The 18,758-nt window shown below is 58.6% G+C and carries 18 protein-coding genes; 10 read left to right on the top strand and 8 right to left on the bottom strand.

Going from position 1 to position 18,758, the window contains the following annotated elements:
• Positions 1 to 328 precede the first annotated feature (328 nt).
• The 5 genes from ABD903_RS09465 (at position 329) to ctlX (ending at position 7,038) form a co-directional block, all read left to right on the top strand.
• Positions 329 to 1,033: a hypothetical protein gene (locus tag ABD903_RS09465; protein ID WP_345223600.1), complete on the top strand. Its 705-nt coding sequence runs from the start codon at positions 329 to 331 to the stop codon at positions 1,031 to 1,033.
• A 280-nt stretch (positions 1,034 to 1,313) separates the two neighbouring features.
• The gene (locus tag ABD903_RS09460; RefSeq protein WP_345223598.1) at positions 1,314 to 3,971 is read left to right on the top strand and encodes an outer membrane protein assembly factor BamB family protein; all 2,658 of its coding nucleotides are present in this window, start codon (positions 1,314 to 1,316) and stop codon (positions 3,969 to 3,971) included.
• 337 nt (positions 3,972 to 4,308) lie between these two features.
• Positions 4,309 to 5,142 carry a phosphatase PAP2 family protein gene (locus tag ABD903_RS09455; RefSeq protein ID WP_345223596.1) on the top strand — a complete coding sequence of 278 codons (834 nt, stop codon included), beginning with the start codon at positions 4,309 to 4,311 and terminating at the stop codon, positions 5,140 to 5,142.
• Between the two features lie 294 nt (positions 5,143 to 5,436).
• Positions 5,437 to 5,631, top strand: coding sequence for a cold-shock protein (locus tag ABD903_RS09450; RefSeq protein ID WP_345223594.1), 195 nt, complete (start codon positions 5,437 to 5,439; stop codon positions 5,629 to 5,631).
• Between the two features lie 474 nt (positions 5,632 to 6,105).
• Positions 6,106 to 7,038, top strand: a complete 933-nt coding sequence (gene ctlX / locus ABD903_RS09445; RefSeq protein WP_345223592.1) for a citrulline utilization hydrolase CtlX — start codon at positions 6,106 to 6,108, stop codon at positions 7,036 to 7,038.
• A 6-nt stretch (positions 7,039 to 7,044) separates the two neighbouring features.
• Here the strand turns inward: ctlX and ABD903_RS09440 are convergent, their stop codons facing one another.
• On the bottom strand, positions 7,045 to 7,602 hold the full coding sequence (locus tag ABD903_RS09440; RefSeq protein WP_345223590.1) for a GNAT family N-acetyltransferase: 558 nt from the start codon (positions 7,600 to 7,602) through the stop codon (positions 7,045 to 7,047).
• A 78-nt stretch (positions 7,603 to 7,680) separates the two neighbouring features.
• A complete protein-coding gene (locus tag ABD903_RS09435) occupies positions 7,681 to 9,240 on the bottom strand; it encodes a malate:quinone oxidoreductase (RefSeq protein WP_345223589.1) in 1,560 nt (519 codons plus the stop codon).
• 188 nt (positions 9,241 to 9,428) lie between these two features.
• On the opposite strand from ABD903_RS09435, the gene ABD903_RS09430 reads away from it, so the two are divergent.
• Positions 9,429 to 9,941, top strand: coding sequence for a hypothetical protein (locus ABD903_RS09430; protein ID WP_345223588.1), 513 nt, complete (start codon positions 9,429 to 9,431; stop codon positions 9,939 to 9,941).
• 33 nt (positions 9,942 to 9,974) lie between these two features.
• Here ABD903_RS09430 and ABD903_RS09425 read toward each other — a convergent pair whose 3' ends face one another.
• The 4 genes from ABD903_RS09425 to pncA form a co-directional block, all read right to left on the bottom strand.
• A complete protein-coding gene (locus ABD903_RS09425; protein WP_345223586.1) occupies positions 9,975 to 10,685 on the bottom strand; it encodes a hypothetical protein in 711 nt (236 codons plus the stop codon).
• A gap of 228 nt (positions 10,686 to 10,913) precedes the next feature.
• Positions 10,914 to 11,489, bottom strand: a complete 576-nt coding sequence (locus ABD903_RS09420) for a hypothetical protein (RefSeq protein WP_345223585.1) — start codon at positions 11,487 to 11,489, stop codon at positions 10,914 to 10,916.
• A 192-nt stretch (positions 11,490 to 11,681) separates the two neighbouring features.
• Positions 11,682 to 12,212 carry a 2'-5' RNA ligase family protein gene (locus ABD903_RS09415; protein ID WP_345223583.1) on the bottom strand — a complete coding sequence of 177 codons (531 nt, stop codon included), beginning with the start codon at positions 12,210 to 12,212 and terminating at the stop codon, positions 11,682 to 11,684.
• Between the two features lie 16 nt (positions 12,213 to 12,228).
• Positions 12,229 to 12,837, bottom strand: a complete 609-nt coding sequence (pncA, locus tag ABD903_RS09410; protein ID WP_345223581.1) for a bifunctional nicotinamidase/pyrazinamidase — start codon at positions 12,835 to 12,837, stop codon at positions 12,229 to 12,231.
• Positions 12,838 to 13,246: 409 nt separating this feature from the next.
• Between pncA and ABD903_RS09405 the strand changes: the two genes are divergently transcribed.
• A complete protein-coding gene (locus tag ABD903_RS09405) occupies positions 13,247 to 14,269 on the top strand; it encodes a spore photoproduct lyase family protein (protein WP_425555456.1) in 1,023 nt (340 codons plus the stop codon).
• Positions 14,270 to 14,392: 123 nt separating this feature from the next.
• On the opposite strand, the gene ABD903_RS09400 is transcribed toward ABD903_RS09405, so the two are convergent.
• Entirely contained in the window at positions 14,393 to 14,749 is a 357-nt protein-coding gene (locus ABD903_RS09400; RefSeq protein ID WP_345223577.1) for a hypothetical protein, read from the bottom strand.
• Positions 14,750 to 15,022: 273 nt separating this feature from the next.
• Between ABD903_RS09400 and hutI the strand changes: the two genes are divergently transcribed.
• On the top strand, positions 15,023 to 16,285 hold the full coding sequence (gene hutI, locus ABD903_RS09395) for an imidazolonepropionase (protein ID WP_345223575.1): 1,263 nt from the start codon (positions 15,023 to 15,025) through the stop codon (positions 16,283 to 16,285).
• Between the two features lie 211 nt (positions 16,286 to 16,496).
• Positions 16,497 to 17,150, top strand: a complete 654-nt coding sequence (locus tag ABD903_RS09390; protein ID WP_345223573.1) for an NTP transferase domain-containing protein — start codon at positions 16,497 to 16,499, stop codon at positions 17,148 to 17,150.
• Positions 17,151 to 17,200: 50 nt separating this feature from the next.
• Here the strand turns inward: ABD903_RS09390 and ABD903_RS09385 are convergent, their stop codons facing one another.
• The gene (locus ABD903_RS09385) at positions 17,201 to 17,821 is read right to left on the bottom strand and encodes a hypothetical protein (protein WP_345223571.1); all 621 of its coding nucleotides are present in this window, start codon (positions 17,819 to 17,821) and stop codon (positions 17,201 to 17,203) included.
• Between the two features lie 105 nt (positions 17,822 to 17,926).
• Here ABD903_RS09385 and ABD903_RS09380 point away from each other — a divergent pair, with 105 nt between their 5' ends.
• Positions 17,927 to 18,730 carry a PhzF family phenazine biosynthesis protein gene (locus ABD903_RS09380; RefSeq protein ID WP_345223569.1) on the top strand — a complete coding sequence of 268 codons (804 nt, stop codon included), beginning with the start codon at positions 17,927 to 17,929 and terminating at the stop codon, positions 18,728 to 18,730.
• Positions 18,731 to 18,758 lie beyond the last annotated feature (28 nt).

The following is an 18,758-nucleotide window of genomic DNA, read 5'->3' as shown; positions in this document are numbered from 1 at the left end:
AGCTTCGATTAGAATTAGCCCATCGACCTTTAGAATGACCCGACTCGCTTAAGTGGCTCGGGATAAATGCGCCCCATTACCGTAAAAGGGCCTGAAAAGCACCAGTCTGGCCCTGAATCACGTACGATACCGGAAACCAGCAACCGGCCCGCCCCGGTACCGATTATCCATGAGCGAACAGCAATCCATGAGTGCAGATTGGCTTCGGCGGCCGAATGCCTGTAAGCAACCGGCTGGCAATAAGTGCAGTGCGCAGCAAAGCGCTTTAATGCGCTTTGCTGGCGCAACAAGCTTTAAACTATTTGTGCTCTGCGGGTTGGCTTTCGGGATGGGTGGGCTTGTAGCCTGCTCTAATGACAAGACGGGCAACCAAAGCTCTGAGCTGAGAACTACCGAGTCCAGCGGCGTTGAACAGGCCGAAACGGACGCACCGAACGCCGCTGCCGCCGGTTCCGCAGCGCCGCAAGCCTCCGCACCGGACCCAAATACCACGGGGCAATACCGGGTGCTGGCCGAACGAACCTACTTCTTCGATGCCCCCCGGCAATCGACGCCGAATGGCAGATACCTGCTCCGCGGCGATGTGCTGTACGGCGAAGACGAAGCCAATGGCTTCGTGAAAACCCGGTTCGTAAACCCCAACGGGGCCCAGGTTACGGGGTGGTTAAAAGCCGAAGAATTGGGCAAACTCACCTCCGCATCGGCAGCCCGCCCCAGCCCGCCGCCTGCCCCGCGCCGCCCGCCGGCACCCACGGCCGAGGTTACTAAGAGCGAGCCTGCCGCGGCCCCAGCCCCAGCCTCACAGCCAACGGGCAGTGCCCAAACTGCCGTGGTACAGGTTGCCAGGTCGTATTTCTATAACTCCCCCGACCTCGTTCAGCCCCGCAAAGCCCACTGCGTAAAGGGCGACAAAGTGCGGCTCGGTGAATCGCGTGGGAATGCCGTGTACGTGACCTTTACCAACTGGGAAAACGTGACGAGCAGAGGCTGGATGCGCAAAGACGCACTTGGGTTAGAGGCCAGCCAAGAGTAGCGCACGATGCATGCCTCTCTTAGCTCGGGGCAATGATATTTCTCGTCCGCTGTAATGTGCGGCTATGTTTAAGGGGCTGTTTTTACTTTAAAAAAGAGGCTGTACAACCAATATATGAGAGCAGACTAGAATGTGTTTCGTGAGTTTGGGAAAGCGTTAGGTTTTGGCGTACTTTGTATTTTGCGAGGATTGTTAATGCACAAATTGATGTCCTGGACGTCTTTTTGGCCTCTTTTTTCGCTTCCGCCCCCGCCTTCCGCACACCTTGAACTTACTATTTATGATGCAACGCTACTCTCAATTAAGCGGACCTGGTGCCGCTCCGCAGGTTGTTGCGGCGCTGCCGCGTCGGTTTGGGCCGCGGCGCGCCTGGCAGGTGGTGGCGGTGGCAGTTGGGGTCTGTGCCGCCGCCCAGGCATCGGCTCAGGATGTCATCATCAAGAATGACAAAACGGAAATCAATTCCAAGGTCATCGAGATAACCGAAGACCACGTTAAATACCGCCTTTTCGATTTTCTCGACGGTCCTCTCTACAACGTTCGTAAAACGGACGTTTGGATGATTATTTACGAGAAAGGCCGACGCGAGAAGTTCAATGCCCCCGAGCAAGTGGCGGCCGCAGCCCCTGCGGCACCCGCTCCCGCACCGGCTGTACCTGCGACGCCTGTTCCCGCAACGACTGCTGCGGCGCCCGCAACACCCGCCCCTCAGGCCCCAGCACCGGTGTCCCAGTTAGCCGTGGTTCAGCCTGCGCCCGTTAGTGCCCCGGGCGCCGATCAGGCCGCTGCTACTTCAGTTCCGCCGACCCAGCCAGCCCAACCGGCCAATACCCCGCAACCGGCTGCGGTAGCACAATCCGCGTCCGGCCCGTCCGATTCGGCAGCGCCCGTAATGGATGCCCCGGAGGCCTCGCCCCAAGCGGTAGTGCCGCAACCTGCGCCCGCCGCACCTGCTTCCGGCAACGACGAAAAACCTGCCGCGCCAGCTACGGAGGCGGCCCCAGCCGCGCCGGCTGCTCCGGCCACGCCTTCGGGGGCAGAGCCCCAGGCGAGTAACACCGCTTCGGCCGATGCCGCGCTGCCCGTTACCGCAAGCACCGCGGCGCCCGAGCCGGCCGTTGCGGCCGAACCGGTGCCCGCAACAGCCGCGGTGGAAGCAGCACCAACTCCAGCTCCCACAGCCCCGGTAACCGTAGCCGCGTTGCAGCGCGAGCCGGCGGTGGAAGCCGCGCAAGGGCAAGAGGTATGGACGAAGCTGGGCAACGGGCCGGCCCCGGTGAAATACATAAACGTCGATGGCAACATCCTGATTCTGAAGCCGAACTTCGTAATGAGTTTGGCCAAGAACACCGGTAAGCAGCAGTGGCTCACCAAGGTAGAACGCACCAAGTCGGCACATTTGCTGGGCAACGGCCCGCTGATTCATGTGGTGGCTACCTCGCTGCAATCGGATTACCTGCAATCCATTATCCTGGATTCCCGCACCGGCCGTACCGTGTATAGCCCGCCGGCAGGCGTAGCCCAGGTGGAAAATCGGGTTATCGACGCTCAAAATATTGTGGTGTGGGAAGCTACCGATGGCGGCACCCGCGCCCTAGTGTTGGAGCACGGCACCGGCACCCGCCTGGCCGATATCAAGATTTCGGCTGCCCGTGGCAAAACGGCCAAGGTAGTGTCGCTGCCGAACGGCAAAGTGGCCATGTTGTCGTCGTATGGGCTTTCGGCCCTTGATCCAGGCGCGGCCAAGCTCGTGTACAACGTGCCGCTGAAGCGTTCGGCTAAGGTGGCCGAGCTGCTGCCGCCTACCGAGCCCACCTTGGAAGTATTCGAGACGGGTACGCCCGGCCACATGTGTGTGCTGATGGACGGTTACCTGACGAGCGTAAACCTGCTGACCGGCAAAATAACCGGGGAAAAAGAGCTGCCCGGCGCCTTCGTCACGTTTCGGGAACTCGACAAAAACCAGCTTATCGTAGGGAAATCGGGTAAGAAAGACAAAGACCTGCTGCTGGCCCTGTACGACAAAAGTACCTGCCAGGAGCTGCGTTCGGCCACTGTTAACATAAACAACGCCGGGGCCATGCTGGCCCACAACAACAACCTGTTTGTGGTGGGCGGCGGCTCGTCGGTGAAGCTCATCGACCTAAGCAACCTGGCTTTAAAGGCCGAAAAGACCTTTAAAACCAACGGTGACAACGTCCAGCTGTTTGCCACCAACAACGGGGTGGGGCTGCTCAGCGCTTCGTTTGTGGAGTACTTCGACCCCAAAGGCTACGCCGCCACTGGCAAAACCAAGTACTTCGATCCTGCCGGACGGGCGAAGCTCAAAGCCAGCGACGATACCTACTTCTGGGCTAACGGCTACCTGGGCCGCGTGAACCTGCAAAAGGGCGAGGAAACGCTGCTGCTCAAGGACAAACTGCCCATTAAGCTGCTGGAAGGAGAGGTACCCCAACTGGAACTGCTCGACGACGGAGTGGCGGTAATTACCACGCAATCGGTAGTGAAAGTCAATTTCCAGGGTGGCATAGTGTATAACTTGTACTTTGCCCCGCCCAAAGTGGTGGCGGGGGCCATTGCAAGCCATAGCACGGCGCAGGCCGCTACGCCAGCACAGGTTAAAGCCGCGCCCCTGAGCGGCCCCAAGCAGTCCTGGATTGCCAATCAGCGGACGTTTGAGTTGGGCGGCAGCGCCGCAGTCACGCCCGGCACTGTAAGGGCAAATGGTTTGCTAGCGGGTCTGAAGCACCACATTGTGCTAACCAAAGCTGACCGCGACGAGGTGGGGCGCTTCAAGCTCCTCAAAATCAACAAGGCAACCGGTAAGGTAGAGGGACAGGTGGAAGTGGAAAACCGGACCCCCGATTACATTTTCGACCCAATAGACAGTGTGGTGTACCTGTTCGATGTCGATTCAGTTAAAGCGTATAAAATCTAGTCCGGAACTGCCGATACAGGTTCCAGAAACCTCTGACAACCACACGCAACGAGGCCCCGCTACCTTGTAAACCAGGGTGGCGGGGCCTCGTTGCGTGTGGTTGTTAGTGTAGCTAGGCATTTACGCCCGGTGTACAGGTGTTCGGGGCTGCGACTTTGGTACCGAACGGCGTTCAGGGTTAACACTTGGAGCGAAGACCTAGCTGCTCTCATAATTCAAGAAATGCAGGTAAGCAGCAGATAGCAAACGATTAGGCTTGGCAGCAGGTACTGGCTAAAGGGCGGCTACTAACCCTGCTGTTCAGTTTCACGTTTCAGCTTCACTCTTCCTCCATCTTATGAAGCTCTTTGCTCCCTTACTTCTTTCCGGCGCCCTACTGGTTGGCGCTGCACCCTGTGCTTCCGCCCAACAGGCTCCGTCGCCGTACCGCACCCGCTTTGCCATTGATGCGCCCATTACCGTAGGTATGGGAGCCGCAAGCGGGCTGGGCTTATACCTGGTCCAGCAAAAAAGCGGCCTCAACGCCGAGGAACTGGCCGCGCTCGACAAAAACGACGTGCCTAAAATCGACCGGTTTGCCGCCGGTAAGTACAGCGAAAGCGCCCAACTTAAAAGCGACTACCTCTGCTACGGCTCGTTGGTAGCCGCTCCCGGACTGCTGGCCCTGAATCCCGCCGTGCGGGGTCGTTACGGGCAGGTGATGGGCTTGTACCTGCAAACCATGACCACAACGGCCGCCGTTTTCACCCTAACCGTAGGCAGCGTAACCCGGTACCGTCCTTTCCTGTACGGCTCGGGAGGCAAGGAAAACCGGCGCCAAAGCAAGATTTCAACCAACTCTTTCTTTGCCGGGCACACCGCTCACGCCGCTACGGCTACTTTTTTTGCGGCCAAAGTTTTTAACGACTTCAACCCCGATTCGCCGGCGCGCCCGTTTGTATGGGGTGCCGCCGCCGTAATTCCGGCTGCAGTAGGCTACTATCGACTGCAAGCCGGCAAACATTTTGTCACCGATAACATCGTAGGGTATGCTATAGGAGCAACCGTAGGTGTTGTGGTACCGCAACTACACAAAACCGCTAACCGAAACGGCCTCTCGTTTACGCCCGTGCAAGGCATAAACGCTAACGGTTACGCTTACAGCGGCCTGCTGCTAACCAAGCGCCTCTAATCATCAGGAGAAGGGAGCAGGCTTGCGTGCTCATGAGCCACACGATCGGTAAGCTGAACCTATTGTGGCCGGACTGCGTTAGCACCCTCATAATATGATACCCGGCCGGTTTGAGGGTTACCGATCCTCCTGCATGCTGCCTAATATCTCCACTAGTGGGGCCGTTTGGAAAAGTAATCGTATCTTTACATCGTTCAAGGCAAGTTGCCTCGTGTCACTACTATTGATTCACGTGCTGAATAATCGTAGAGTTCCGCTGCCAATTGCTTCGTTTTCACTTTTTTCCTAGCAATCATGCAGACAGGAACCGTAAAATTCTTCAATGAGACCAAAGGCTTTGGTTTCATCAACAATTCCGCAACTGGTCAGGACGTGTTCGTTCACGTAACCGGCCTCATCGACGAAATCCGCGACAACGACAAGGTTGAGTTCGAGGTAGAAGAAGGCCGCAAAGGCCTGAGCGCCGTTAAGGTGCGTCGCACGGCTTAATTAGCCTGCGCTTCTCACAGAAGCAAAGAAGCATGCCACCCGGCATGCTTCTTTTTTTTGCCCTTTTCCTGGCTGAGGCCCCCAAAGCACTTCGCCCGGTTCAGGCAATGAACCGGGCGAAGGAAAAGGCCAGAACGATTAGAAAAGGGAGCTTAGAAAAAGTAAAGCACTGCCCCCAGCGCGCCCATGGTCATAAGCACGTACACAACGGCATCGGCGCGTTGAACGGCACGGAGGTAGGTTTTGGCAGAATACATGGCTGAAAAAGGTATTCATGACGCCGGCACGGGTTCCTCAACACTAGTAGCGTCACAAGCGGGCGGCGGGTGCGCTTGCACGGTGTTATGGATACGCTACCGCGGCCCGGCTGATGCGGATTTGGTGTTACCATACTATTACGCTTTCGGGGGTAGGCGCTAATGAGTGCTCCGGCGAGTAAATTTTTTCAACCTTTGGGCGTCCTATATCCTGAGTATGCAGTCTGCCCACACCGTATTCCTCGTCCGGCCTACCCGGTTTGCCTTTAATGCCGAAACTGCCGCCTCGAACCATTTTCAACACGCTCTTACTGGCCTCAACGAAGCCGAAGTGCAGGCCCGGGCCTTTGCCGAATTCGATGCAGCGGTAGCTGCACTGCGGCAGCACGGCTTGCAGGTGCTGGTATTCGATGACACCGCCGAGCCTGCCAAGCCAGACGCCGTTTTCCCAAACAACTGGCTAACCCTGCACCCCGACGGCCGCGTGCTGCTTTACCCCATATGCGCCCCCAACCGGCGGCCCGAACGGCGGCTCGACATCGTGGAGGCGCTGGGCCAGCAGTTTCATGTGGGTGAGGTGCTGGACCTCTCGGCTCACGAGCAAGCCGGCCGGTTTCTGGAAGGTACGGGCAGTATAATTTTCGACCACCAGCACCGCGTGGCGTACGCTTGCCTTTCGCCTCGCACAAATGCCGAACTGTTTGAAGAAGTGACCCGGCAGCTGGGCTATCAGCCCCAGGCGTTTCACGCGCACGACACGCAAGGGCATCTTATTTACCACACCAACGTGATGATGTGCGTTGGGGCTAGGTTTGCGGTGATTTGCCTGGAAAGCATCCGCGATGTGGCAGAAAGGACCGTGGTAGAAGCCTCGCTGCGCAATACCGGGCACGAAGTGGTAGACATTTCGCTGGCGCAGGTGGCGCACTTTGCGGGCAATATGCTCACGCTCCAGCCCAGCGCGGGCGGCCCCGAGGTATTGGTTATGTCGCAGAGTGCCCACGATGCCCTTTCCAACGAGCAGCGCCAGTGCCTGAGCCGTTATTGTACGCTGCTACCCTTGCCCATTCCTACCATTGAAACCGTAGGTGGGGGTAGCGCCCGGTGCATGCTGGCCGAGGTGTTCTTACCCCGTCTGCACAGCCAATAAGCGCAGCTACGCCGCACGGGGTTCGGACTTGTGCGTGAGTTGATGCCATTCATCTTCCAGAATGCCCATTTCTACGAGGCTCCAGTAGTCTTCGCCGTGGCGAACCACGTCGCGGAGCACGCCTTCTTGTTTAAAACCGGCCTTCAGGTAGCATTTAATGGCCGCCTTGTTGAAATCATACACGCCGAGGCTGATGCGGTGCAGCTTCAGATCTTCGAAGCCAATGCGCAGCAGGGCCCGGATCATGCCTGTGCAGTAGCCGCGGCCCCGCTCGCAGGCCTCGCCCACCAGCACCCGTGTAATGCGCCCAGACCGGTCGCGCTGGCTGATGCTGCCCAGCGAGATGTGGCCGATAACGCCGCCGGTTTTACTGTCCACAGCCTTGTACACGAACACGTCGGGGTCTTTCAGGTCGTTAGCTCCTTCGATGTACCAGCTTAGCGCATCTTTGGTGAGCGGAAACGAGAACAAAGAGCCCGACCATTCTTTCATCAGCCGCTCGTCGTTGATCCAGTCGATGAGTTGGGGAAAGTCGGCGGGGGTGAAGGGCTCCAGTTTAATCATGCGGCGAGGGAGAACAAACGTAAGGGAGCGGTACCGGGGCAACGCCTGAACCGGCTAAACTAGCACACGGCGCGCTAACTACCGGTTTCCGGCGTTGGTAAGGGCAGCTTTACCGCCGGCTGGTACGGGCTCCAGGTCCAGCACGGCGTTCGTGTGGGTTCGGATTTCTTCCACCAGTTGCGGATTCTCGTTGAGTTTCAGGCCGTGCGAGGGTATCATTTGCTTGAATTTAGCCTGCCACTCGGCCGATTGGGCTTTTTCTGGGAAGCATTTGTGAATGAGCCCTACCATAATGCTCACAGCGGTGGAGGCACCGGGCGAGGCGCCTAATAAAGCTGCAATGGAGCCGTCGGCGGCGCTAACCACCTCAGTGCCAAATTCCAGCACGCCACCTTCTTTCTCATCCTTCTTGATGACCTGCACCCGCTGGCCGGCAATTTCCAACTGCCAGTCTTCGGGGCGGGCGTTCGGCAGGTATTCCTTAAGCGACTTAAGCCGGTCGGCGGGTGATTGGCGCACTTGGTTGATGAGGTAGCGGGTAAGCGGAATGTTTTTCAGGCCGGCAATAATCATCGGTCGCAGGTTGCTGAGCTGAATGCTGAGCGGCAAATCCAGGAACGAACCTTTCTTCAGGAACTTGGTGGTGAAACCGGCATAAGGACCAAACAGCAGTTCGCGCTGCCCGTTAATCATGCGCGTATCCAGATGCGGTACCGACATGGGCGGGGAGCCCACGGCGGCTTTGCCGTACACTTTGGCGTTGTGGCGGGCAATTACTTCCGGGTTCAGGCACTTCAACCACTGCCCGCTAACCGGGAAACCGCCGAATCCACGACCTTCCGGAATTCCCGATTTGTCGAGTAGCGGTAGGGAGCCGCCGCCAGCCCCAATGAACACAAACCGGGCGTTGAGCTTGCGCACTTCACCCGTTTGGCGGTCCTCCGCATGCACCCGCCACAGCCCGTCGTCTTTCTGACGCAGCTTTTCCACGTTGTGGTTGAAGTGGAAAGACACGTTGGGTTTTTGCTGTAACAGGGCAAACATGCCACGCGTGAGGGAGCCAAAGTTGACGTCGGTGCCCAGTTCCATGCAGGTGGCCGCCACGGGCTGGCTTTGGTCGCGGCCTTCCATCACCAGCGGAATCCATTGCTCAATTTGCGCGGGGTCTTCGGAATACGTCATTTCCTTGAACAGCGGCGACTGTATTAGGGCTGCGTAGCGCTTGCGCAGGAATTCCACGTTCTTTTCGCCCCACACAAAGCTCATGTGCGGGATGTGGTTAATGAAGCGCGAAATTTCCTTTACCTGGTACTGCTCGGCCAGAAACGCCCAAAATTGCTTCGACTGCTCGAACGATTCGGCAATGGCAATGGCCTTGCTGATGTCCACGGAGCCGTCGGGGCGCTGAGGGGTATAGTTCAGCTCGCAGAAAGCCGAGTGGCCGGTACCGGCGTTATTCCACGCATCGGAGCTTTCGGCGGCGGCCACATCGAGGCGCTCAAGCACGGTGATGCTTAAATCGGGTTGTAGCTCCTTGAGCATCATGCCCAAGGTGGCGCTCATGATGCCGGCACCAATGAGCACAACATCAACGGTATCGGATGGGGAGGCGGAAGCAGAGTTTGCGGGGGAGTTCATAGGAGCGTAGCGGAAAGGATAGGGTACGTGCGTTCCTGGAAAAAGTAGCGCTGCCAGCGCTGCGTTACCGGTTTGTTAGGATCGAAATGGATACTTGACCACCTACCGCAAGGCCGTTGGCAATACTGCCTGCCTTTGGGCAAGTTGCAGGTGAGCAGCGCTGCTGATTTTGCTGCGTCTCTTGTGCCATGACAACTTTATCAGCAGTTACCTCCAAGCCGCGTTCAGAGGCCAGCAGCAAGGCTCGCGCTGTGCTTGGGGTTGGTTTTGTAGCCGGCAGCCTCGATATTCTAACCGCCATTGGGGTGTACAGCGGGCTGCTGGGGCGCGTAAGCCCGGTGCAGCTTCTGCAATCCGTTGCCGCAGGTTTGCTGGGAAACGCTGCTTTCCAAGGCGGCACGGCTACGGCTTTACTGGGGCTGGCCTGCCATTACGCCATTGCACTAAGTTTCGCGGCGGTTTACGTGTGGGCTTACCCACGAATCGATTTTTTGCGGCGTCGCTCCTTGATTAGCGGCATCAGCTACGGGGCACTGGCTTGGCTGCTGATGAACCTGGTGGTAGTACCGCTGAGCCGCGCTACCCAGCCCCCATTCACCTTGCAGGGCACGGCCATGGGGCTTGCCATAGTCGTGTTGATGGTGGGCATGCCCATTGCGCTGCTGGTGCCGCGCTACTATGCCGCGGGCAAGCACCAGTAATGCTAAATGATTGATTGGAAATACTATAGATGGTTATCGGCGTCGGGCCGCGTCGGGGAGGCTTACGCCAATGCTTAGCACGTAGTGGGAGTAGTCGCCGGGCAGGCTGCGACGGTTAAAGTTATACCACCAGCGGTACTGGCCCTGCACGGTCAGCCACAACTCGGGCTTTAGCTTGTAGCTGCCCGAAAGACCGGTTTCGGTAATGAGACTGGACGTACTGGCAATTTTGAGGGGTTCGGTATCGTCGCAGCCGCAGCCGCCGGACACGGGTACCTGCTGAGCCTGGTCGCGCAGGGTTGCCCAACCCACGCCCACGCCAGCCAGCAAGGTCACGCGCGTGCGAGGGTTGTCGGATAACAGCAGACCGTTGCTCCAGGTGAGAGTGGAAAAATCCAGCATGGGCTCGAGCACCTCTGGGTAGCCTAACTGTTTTTTACTTATGCGCCGAGAAAAGGCTGTGGAGCCTTGCACGCCCGTTTGCAGGCTGCGCGTAAGCCTGTAATGGCCGCTTAAACTCACGCCACCAAAAGCGCTGGCCCGCTGATCGGAGAAACCCGAAAGCCCTAAAAAACCACCGAAGCGCGTCGGCTCAAACGGGACGTACCGCTGTGCCGAATCGGGACGAGTATGGGAGTAAGCGTGTACTAAAAACAGGGGCGTGTTACATGCGAAACGGCGCTGGGCAAGTGCCGACGAACCGAACGCAAGGCCAAGCAAAACGAGCAGTACAAGCTGTTTCATAGGGCAAAAGGTAACGGTAAAAAGTGTAAAATGACCACGGAGCTACGCCTCGAAAATCATGCCTTATATCTGGTTTTTCTATTGTTTGTGGAGCCGTTTCGGATGGATAAGTAAACCGTGCTAAGCAGAACACGCACAGCGGGCAACTGCGGCCTTCGACCTGGAATTTCAAGCACAAAAAAAGCCCGGAAACCGGGCTTTCACTGTAGTAGCTTTTTGTGCTTGCCGCTAGTACCCAACCGGGGAGCTAAACACAGGGTTAAAAGGCGCAGTAGTGGTGCCCTGCACCACGCGCACCCCGCCCGATACCGATAGGTTTTCGGTAATGTGGTAATCGGCGCGCAGGTTAATGCCGGTACCCATATTGCCGAAACCGGCGTATGGGCTTACCCGCAGGCCCGTATTCGGCGTGAAATCTTTCCAGGCGCTGCCCGTAAGGGCCAGCCGTGGGCTGAGCGCATAAGTGCCTCCGCCGTGCAGCAAAAAGTGGCTGGTACCGGTGGCAAGGCCCGCAGCGCGACCCTCTCCAGGAGCCATCGGGCTGGCCACTCCCGGTATGGCACGTAGGTACGTAAGACCACCGAACACCCGGAGGCGGTTGGTAAGCTGATAGTTTGCCGTAGGGCTGAGGTAGGTGGCCGAACCGAAACGCCCGGCAAACGTGGAGCCAGCCGTCAGGCTATAAGAAACCCGCGGCGCACGCAGCCCCGGCTCCGGCGAAGCCGGTAATCCGGTGGCTACCTGAGCCAGAGCCGAGCCCGAAAGGAAGCAAGCCAAGCCGGCCAAAAGGAGTCGTGGTGTCATACGGGAACAGAATAGGCGCAAGCGGTAGCACCGCTGCACAAGATACGAAACGCGGGCCTAGGGAATTTCGTGCGCTGGCTGATTTAGCCCAATTGGCTTAAGGCAAGGCGGCTTGCGCTTTAAACCTTTGCGCAGGCCTTCAGCAACGGCGCATGGCCGATTTGGGAAGAATATGAATGCTCCTAAAACGGACTAACCCTGAAAGCTGAAAGTCCGCAGCAGTTCCCAGGGGCCACCGCGGTAGGCCCAAAGTCGTAGCCCAATGCCTTGCGCTTCAAACGGCAGGAAGGTTTCGGTGAGCTGCTGATGCAGGGTGCGGGCTACTTCCGGGCGCACTTTGTTCTGTACGGTAACGTGGGGCCGGCGGCGTTGTTGGTCTTGCGGCGTGAGCAAGGGCCACCAACTCTGCTGAAGCATGCGGTGCATGTTTTCCAGGGCCGCGCTTTCCAGCTTGTACGCTACGCCTTGGCCCATGAACAGCAGGCCGTTAACCTGCAGCAGGAGCGGAGGTTGGGCTTGGCAGAGCTCCGTGAGCTGGTGGGAAAGGGCCGGTAGCTGGTCGCCGGGCAAGTGGTGAAATAATGTTAAGTGGGCGTCGAGGTAATTGCGTTCGGGCGGAAAGTGCTGGCGGCGCAGCGCGTCGAAATACGCCTGCGCCTCCGCGTTTAGGGTTAGCGTGAGGATGAGCGGTGCGGTTAAGGGTGGAGTTTCCGGGCTCTGCATGGATTGACGCGAAGCTTTACAGCAAATCGTGGAAACCAAGAAGCTTGCCGCCGCGCTGTTGCACATCGGCTTGGGCTTGGGCGTATCCCTCGGCATTTATTGGGCGGGCGGCATCGGTTATCAGCGTGGTTTCAAAGCCTAGCTCCAGCGCGTCTTTGGCCGTGAAGTACACGCAGTAGTCACCGGCCAGGCCGGCCACATATACCTGCTTAATGCCCTTGCCGCGCAGGTAGTCGGCGAGGCCGGTTGATTTGCGGTGGCCGTTGTCGTTAAAGCCGCTGTAGCTGTCGATGTCGGGGTCGGTGCCCTTACGGAATATGGCTTCGATACGCCGCTGATCGAGTTGCGGATGCAGTTCGGCTCCGGGGGTGCCCTGCAGGCAATGGTCGGGCCACAGGACCTGGGGTAAGCCGTGCAGGTCGATGGTTTCGAAAACCTCCCGGCCGGCATGGGCCGACGCAAAGCTGTGGTGACCCGCCGGATGCCAGTCCTGGGTAGCCACCACCAGGTCGAAGTGTGGTTGCAAGCGGTTGGCAATGGGTACGACTGTGTCGCCGGCCGGCACAGCCAATGCACCGCCGGGTACAAAGTCGTTCTGAATGTCGATGAGCAGCAAGGCTTTCATGCGGAGGTAAACGGGTAAGGGGCACGGCGAGTTAGTAGGCCGTATCCGCAACAAACTTTCGCAAGATGGCCAAGAGCGGTGGCCTTCCCACATGTTATGTAAGAGGAGAAACCGAACGGGTAATTCGAATGTAACGAAGCGGGAAAAGCAAATCCGGCTGCAGGAATACTCAGGCGCTAATGATAAAAATGCCGGCCCCGGTATTGCATTCGAGTATTTACAGGAATGATTTAGATAATAAAGTAAAATACCTGATAGTCAATAATATAAATTCATGATAAGCGCCTGATTTTACGTTGCAAAATGGAGCTATCATCGAGTGACTATTGTTTACAAACCGATGACTGACTCGCTGCAATTACCCGTGCTTACAGCCCCTGAACCCCGCACCAATGCGGCCCGTTTGTGGCTGCCGAAACGCGTGTTGTTTACGCCCGATGCCCTGGAGGAGCCCTTCGGCCAGCAAATTCTAGCGCGTGCCGAAGCGCACCAATTAGAAGTGGAAGTGCTCAAGAACAACCGCATTACCGGCCTGCGTGGTGCCGATGAGCGGGAAACCTACCGCCGGGCAAAAAACACCCTGGCTGTGGTGAAGGCTCCCGCCGGTGCCCTGCGGTTGCAGCCCACGCCGCCTTCGGCCGATTGGCAGATGAACCTGGCCGAAGGCTGCCCGGCGCACTGCCAGTACTGTTACCTGGCCGGCAGCTTACAAGGCCCGCCCGTAGTACGGGTGTTTGCCAACCTGCCCCAGCTCTTGCAAAACACAGCGCAGTACGAGCAGCCGGGTCGGCTTACCTCCTTCGAAGTCAGCTGTTATACCGATGTGCTGGGCATTGAGCACCTTACCGGCAGCTTGGCCGAATGCGTGCGGTACTTTGGCACCCGCGAAGGTGCTCGGTTGCGGTTTGTGAGCAAGTACAACCAAGTAGAACCCTTGCTTGCGTTGCCGCACCACGGGCACACCCGAGCCCGCATCAGCCTGAATGCCGAGCCCGTAGCCAGCCGGTTAGAAGGCGGTACAGCATCGGTATCGGCCCGGCTGCTGGCGCTGCGGCAGCTAGCCTTGCCGCAGGAACAGGGCGGGGGCGGGTATCCGGTGGGCGTGGTGTTGGCTCCCATTATGCCCATTCCAAACTGGCGCCAGCATTATACTGATCTGCTCGACCGCCTGCAAAACACGCTGGACTTCCCTTGCGACCTGACGGTGGAGTTCATCAGTCACCGATTCACTCCCGGCTCCAAGGACGTGCTGCTGCAATGGTACCCCAACACCAGCCTCGATTTCGACGAAGCTACCCGAGCCGTGAAGCGCAACAAGTTTGGAGGCACCAAGTACGTGTACCAGCCCGAGGACATGCGTGCACTTAAGCAGTTCTTCTACGCTGAATGGCAGCGTCGTTTTCCGCAGGCGCCAATACTTTACTGGACCTAGCCGCGTAGGGCTATTTAACAACGGCAAACGCCCACCGAAGCCCTTTTGGGCTTTCGGTGGGCGTTTGACTTGGGTAATCGGGATGTGCTTACGCTAAGTTGGTTGCAGGTTTTCGGGGCGGGACTAGGCCTGGTGCATGTAATCCAGGTAGAACTTCACGAACTCGTCGTATTTATGGATCTGAGGGGCAGCTGGTTTCGCTACCGGGGAGGGTTCCGGCGGGTCGGGCGCACTTATCACCATAAAGGCCGGTTGCGGCTCGCTATGCGGCTTTTTCGTCGTTTTATCCGCGTGCACACTTAAATGCGTGGCGGGTAACGATGGTTCTCTAGAGCCAAGAAGGCGCTCAACGTTTTCAACTGGCAGAGCCGAAGACACCATCAGCAGGGGGAGGGAGTGTGCGGTTGGGGTCATGAGTACTTTGCTTTGTTTATATAATAATAGTGAGGAATAATATTTAATAGCAAGGAAAAAGGCCAAAAAGTAGACCAACTATACATCCAAGACTACCAACAGCACCTGTGACGCATATGGGCGCCATACTGTTAGGGCCCGAAGCGTTTTTAAGTCTGCTATTCAAACGTAACCGGCTGGCTTTTAAGTTCGATTTGGCTGGAAGAGCTTTAAGGCCGGTACCTGCCAGTGCCGTATTCAATCATCTTTAAGCAAGGCTGGCAGTTAGCTCGGTATTATTGCCGGAGCCTTATGCTGAAAAGGCAACATTTGCACCGATAACCTCGCCCCCCTGCCCGCATGTCCTCGTTTTATACCCTTGTTCTGCGCAATGCTTCCCAGGTGCTTACCATGGCTGGCGGCCCGACCGATAAGCCCCTCACCGGCGCTGCTCTCAGCCAGTGGCGCATCATCGAGCAGGGCTTCGTGGCCTGCCACGGCGACGCCTTAGCAGCCGTGGCACCCATGAGCGAACTAGACGAAACCCGCATCGGCCCCCACACCACCGTGCTTGACGTGAGCGGCTGCGTGCTGATGCCCGGCTTGGTGGAATGCCACACACACCTTGTTTTCGGCGGCAACCGTGCCGATGAATTTCAACGCAAGCTGCAGGGCGAATCTTACCTCGATATTCTGGCTTCGGGCGGGGGCATTCTAAGCACCGTTCGCAAAACCCGAGCCGCCACTTTCGAGGAACTGCTGGCCAATGCCCTGCACCACCTCGAGGGCTTCCGCCGCTACGGCGTAACCACGCTGGAAGCCAAAACGGGGTACGGCCTGGACCTGGAAACCGAACTGCGCCTGCTTCGGGTAGCGCACGAAGCGGCCCGGCAACAGCCCATTCGGCTAGTACACACCTTTTTAGGGGCCCACGTGCCCGGCCCCGAGTACAAAGGCCGCGCCGCCGAGTACCTCGAGTACTTGGTAGGTGAAGTGCTGCCTGCGGCGCGCGGGCTAGCCGAGTTTGTGGATATTTTCTGCGAAGAAGGTGCCTTTTCGGTGGAAGACTCGCGCCGTTACCTGCAGCAGGCCCGCGACCTAGGCTTTAAGCTGAAAATTCACGCCGAGCAGCTGCACGAGCTTGGCGGCTGCCAAATGGCCGCCGGGCTGGGCGCAACCAGCGTCGACCACTGCGACTACCTTTCGCCCGAAGGCGCGGCGCAGGTGGCCGCGGCCGGTCAGGGCCGTACGGTGGCGGTGCTGCTGCCGCTGGTGCCGCTTTACCTGCGGCAGGAAAAATACGCGCCCGGCCGGGCGTTCATCGATGCGGGCCTGCCTGTGGCCCTCAGCACCGATTTTAACCCCGGTTCGTGCCCCAGTAAAAACCTGTGGCTGGCCGTGTCGGTGGCGTGTCTGAAAATGGGCCTGACCCCACTGGAGGCTTTGGCCGCCGTAACCCTGAACGCGGCCTGGGCCCTCGACCGGCAGCAGCAAATAGGCAGCCTGGAGCCCGGCAAGCGCGCCGATGTATTGGTGCTCAACGTTCCCGATTATCGGGAATTACCCTACTGGCTGGGCGAAAACCCGGTGCGCCAAGTAGTTATTGGCGGGCAAATCAGTTAGATGCTAAATCTGGCCTGCTTGGTCGATGCCGGATGAGGGAAATGGCAGAACGTAGTTGAAGGCCGCGCCATCGGTGCCAGGATCATTCAGCGTTACTTAACGGCTTGGAAAGAGGTGGCCGAAACGTTGGCTTACCCTTAAAAAAGTGCGTGCCGTATACTAGCCGGTTGCCGGTATGTTGTTGCTAACTCACTGTTTGTCTTGCTAGATTATGGCTGATTCTGCAAGTGAGCCTCCTTTATGTGGCTTGGTACTAACGGGTGGGCGCAGTACCCGCATGGGCCGCGACAAAGGGTTGCTGAAATACCACCAGCAGCCCCACAGGCGGCATTTACAACGGCTTCTTCAGCCTTTTTGCCCCGGCGGGGTATGGCTCTCGGGCCGGGCCGAGCAAGACCCGCACAACCCCGACGAGCCCTTTTTAGTGGATCAGTGGTCGGGAGCAGGGCCCATCAGCGGCCTGCTGGCTGCTTTTAGCCACGAGCCCAATGCCGCGTGGTTAGCCGTAGCCTGCGACTTTCCCTTTCTCTCGGCTGATACCCTGGGGTACCTGGTAGAGCATCGGCAGCCCAAAGTGTGCGTTACCTGCTTCCTGGACCAAGCGGCAAACGGACCCGAGGCCTTGCTGAGCATCTGGGAACCCTCCAGCCATGAGATGTTACTGAAAGCCCTGGCGCGTGGTCAAACCTCGTTACGCCGCATTTTGCAGGACTACGCGCCCAGTAAAATTCACCTGCTGCGGGCGCCCAACCCCAACGAACTGCTGAATGTGAACACGCCTGCCGAATACGAAGCCGCCCGGCGGGCCCTGCGCCCTGGGCACGTGCTCACGCGGAATTCCGGCGAAACCCCAGCGGGCCGTTAGCCCCAAGTCGAGGCAAGCGGCGCTGGAGCTTCCCAACGCTGCAGTGGCCCTCACGGTACGCTAACCGCTTGCGCACCAAGCTCACGCAAGCGGTCTGGCGAGTAGGGGAGAGGCAGATAGGTTTCGGCCACAGGCTGCGGAAGCTCAATGGGCCGCATGGTGCCGAAATCAACCCGGTAGACCGGGCCCGCGGCCGCGGCCAGCAGCACAAAATCGTACTCGTTGTCCGTTTCGGGCACAAAAACCATTACGGGTTCCGGATCAGAGCCCGGTTGGCAGGGCGCAACCACCGGCAAACTGGCCCAACCCCGCACCCGTACCGACTGGCTGTAACTAACATCAAGCGGGTAAAGCAGGAAATTGACAAGGTAATAAAACCTACCCTGGTCAATATTGGCGGGGAAAACCGCTGCCGTTATGCCCGACTCCACGGCCAGTAGGTTCATGGATGTACCGGCGTACAGCTTGGTGAATTCTGTTGCGGCCTGCAAAACCTCGCCAAAGGGAGGCCCTACCACCAGAACCGTTTTGTCCTTGGGCGGCGCTACTCCGGCGGGCACTGCCGCCGCGGATGCGGTGGATTCTCTGCCAGTCGGTTTCTTCAGCGAGTTGGAGGCGTAGAGCAAAAGCCCCAGCAAAACGAGCAGGATAGCACCAACAATCAGCATCAAAAATTAAGTTAAAGCGGCGAAATGGGGAGCAATATCTAGCTTCGTCCCGGCCGCCGCTAGCTCCCAGGCGTAAAGAGTCCGATTTCTCCTTTCCCCTTCCAGGTTATGACGCTCCCCATCTACCAGGTCGACGCCTTTGCCGATAAAGTGTTTGCCGGCAACCCCGCTGCCGTGTGCCCGCTGCAAGAGTGGCTGCCCACCGAGCAAATGCAGGCCATTGCGGCTGAGAACAACCTCGCCGAAACCGCTTTTTTCGTGCCCCGCGCCGGCGGCTCCGATGCCGAATTTGAGTTGCGCTGGTTTACGCCCACCGTGGAAGTAGACTTGTGCGGGCACGCCACCTTGGCCTCGGCCCACGTGCTGTTTCGCCACCTCGGCGCCACGGCCGAGCAACTTACGTTCCACTCGAAAAGCGGCCCCCTGCACGTGCGCCAGCAGCCCAACGGCCGCCTGACCCTGGACTTCCCGGCCCAGCCGCCACTGCCGCTGCACCAGCACCCCGAGGGCCTCACCGACGGCCTGCGGGCCACGCCCTTGCGCATTCTGGCCGGCCCCGACCTAATTGCTGTGTTCGATACCGAAGCCGAAGTGCGCGCCCTGCACCCCAACATGACGCACCTGGCTCAGGTGGAGTACCGCGGCGTTATTGCCACCGCGCCCGGCTCTAACGACATCGACTTCGTTTCCCGTTGGTTTGGCCCCCGCGTGGGCGTGCCCGAAGACCCCGTTACCGGCTCGGGCCACACGCAGCTGGTGCCGTACTGGGCCGAGCGCCTCGGCAAAACCGAGCTGCACGCCCGCCAGGTATCGGCCCGCGGCGGCGACCTGTGGTGCGAGCTGCGCGGCAACCGGGTGCTGATCAGCGGCTACGCGGTAACGTATTTGCGTGGGGAAATCGAATGGAGCTAGGTCAGGACCGGATCTGAAACACAAAAGC

This window comes from Hymenobacter koreensis (genome assembly GCF_039541855.1).
Taxonomy (GTDB): domain Bacteria; phylum Bacteroidota; class Bacteroidia; order Cytophagales; family Hymenobacteraceae; genus Solirubrum; species Solirubrum koreensis.
This window is presented reverse-complemented; position numbering and strand designations above follow the sequence as displayed.

Excerpts from the sequence above, each read along its gene's own strand:
- ctlX (WP_345223592.1), top strand. The coding sequence starts at position 6,106 with ATGCAGTCTGCCCACACCGTATTCCTCGTCCGGCCTACCCGGTTTGCC.
- ABD903_RS09420 (WP_345223585.1), bottom strand. The coding sequence starts at position 11,489 with ATGACACCACGACTCCTTTTGGCCGGCTTGGCTTGCTTCCTTTCGGGC.
- ABD903_RS09440 (WP_345223590.1), bottom strand. The coding sequence starts at position 7,602 with ATGATTAAACTGGAGCCCTTCACCCCCGCCGACTTTCCCCAACTCATC.
- hutI (WP_345223575.1), top strand. The coding sequence starts at position 15,023 with ATGTCCTCGTTTTATACCCTTGTTCTGCGCAATGCTTCCCAGGTGCTT.
- ABD903_RS09460 (WP_345223598.1), top strand. The coding sequence starts at position 1,314 with ATGATGCAACGCTACTCTCAATTAAGCGGACCTGGTGCCGCTCCGCAG.
- ABD903_RS09390 (WP_345223573.1), top strand. The coding sequence starts at position 16,497 with ATGGCTGATTCTGCAAGTGAGCCTCCTTTATGTGGCTTGGTACTAACG.
- ABD903_RS09465 (WP_345223600.1), top strand. The coding sequence starts at position 329 with ATGGGTGGGCTTGTAGCCTGCTCTAATGACAAGACGGGCAACCAAAGC.
- ABD903_RS09415 (WP_345223583.1), bottom strand. The coding sequence starts at position 12,212 with ATGCAGAGCCCGGAAACTCCACCCTTAACCGCACCGCTCATCCTCACG.
- ABD903_RS09425 (WP_345223586.1), bottom strand. The coding sequence starts at position 10,685 with ATGAAACAGCTTGTACTGCTCGTTTTGCTTGGCCTTGCGTTCGGTTCG.
- ABD903_RS09455 (WP_345223596.1), top strand. The coding sequence starts at position 4,309 with ATGAAGCTCTTTGCTCCCTTACTTCTTTCCGGCGCCCTACTGGTTGGC.
- ABD903_RS09380 (WP_345223569.1), top strand. The coding sequence starts at position 17,927 with ATGACGCTCCCCATCTACCAGGTCGACGCCTTTGCCGATAAAGTGTTT.
- pncA (WP_345223581.1), bottom strand. The coding sequence starts at position 12,837 with ATGAAAGCCTTGCTGCTCATCGACATTCAGAACGACTTTGTACCCGGC.
- ABD903_RS09435 (WP_345223589.1), bottom strand. The coding sequence starts at position 9,240 with ATGAACTCCCCCGCAAACTCTGCTTCCGCCTCCCCATCCGATACCGTT.
- ABD903_RS09430 (WP_345223588.1), top strand. The coding sequence starts at position 9,429 with ATGACAACTTTATCAGCAGTTACCTCCAAGCCGCGTTCAGAGGCCAGC.
- ABD903_RS09450 (WP_345223594.1), top strand. The coding sequence starts at position 5,437 with ATGCAGACAGGAACCGTAAAATTCTTCAATGAGACCAAAGGCTTTGGT.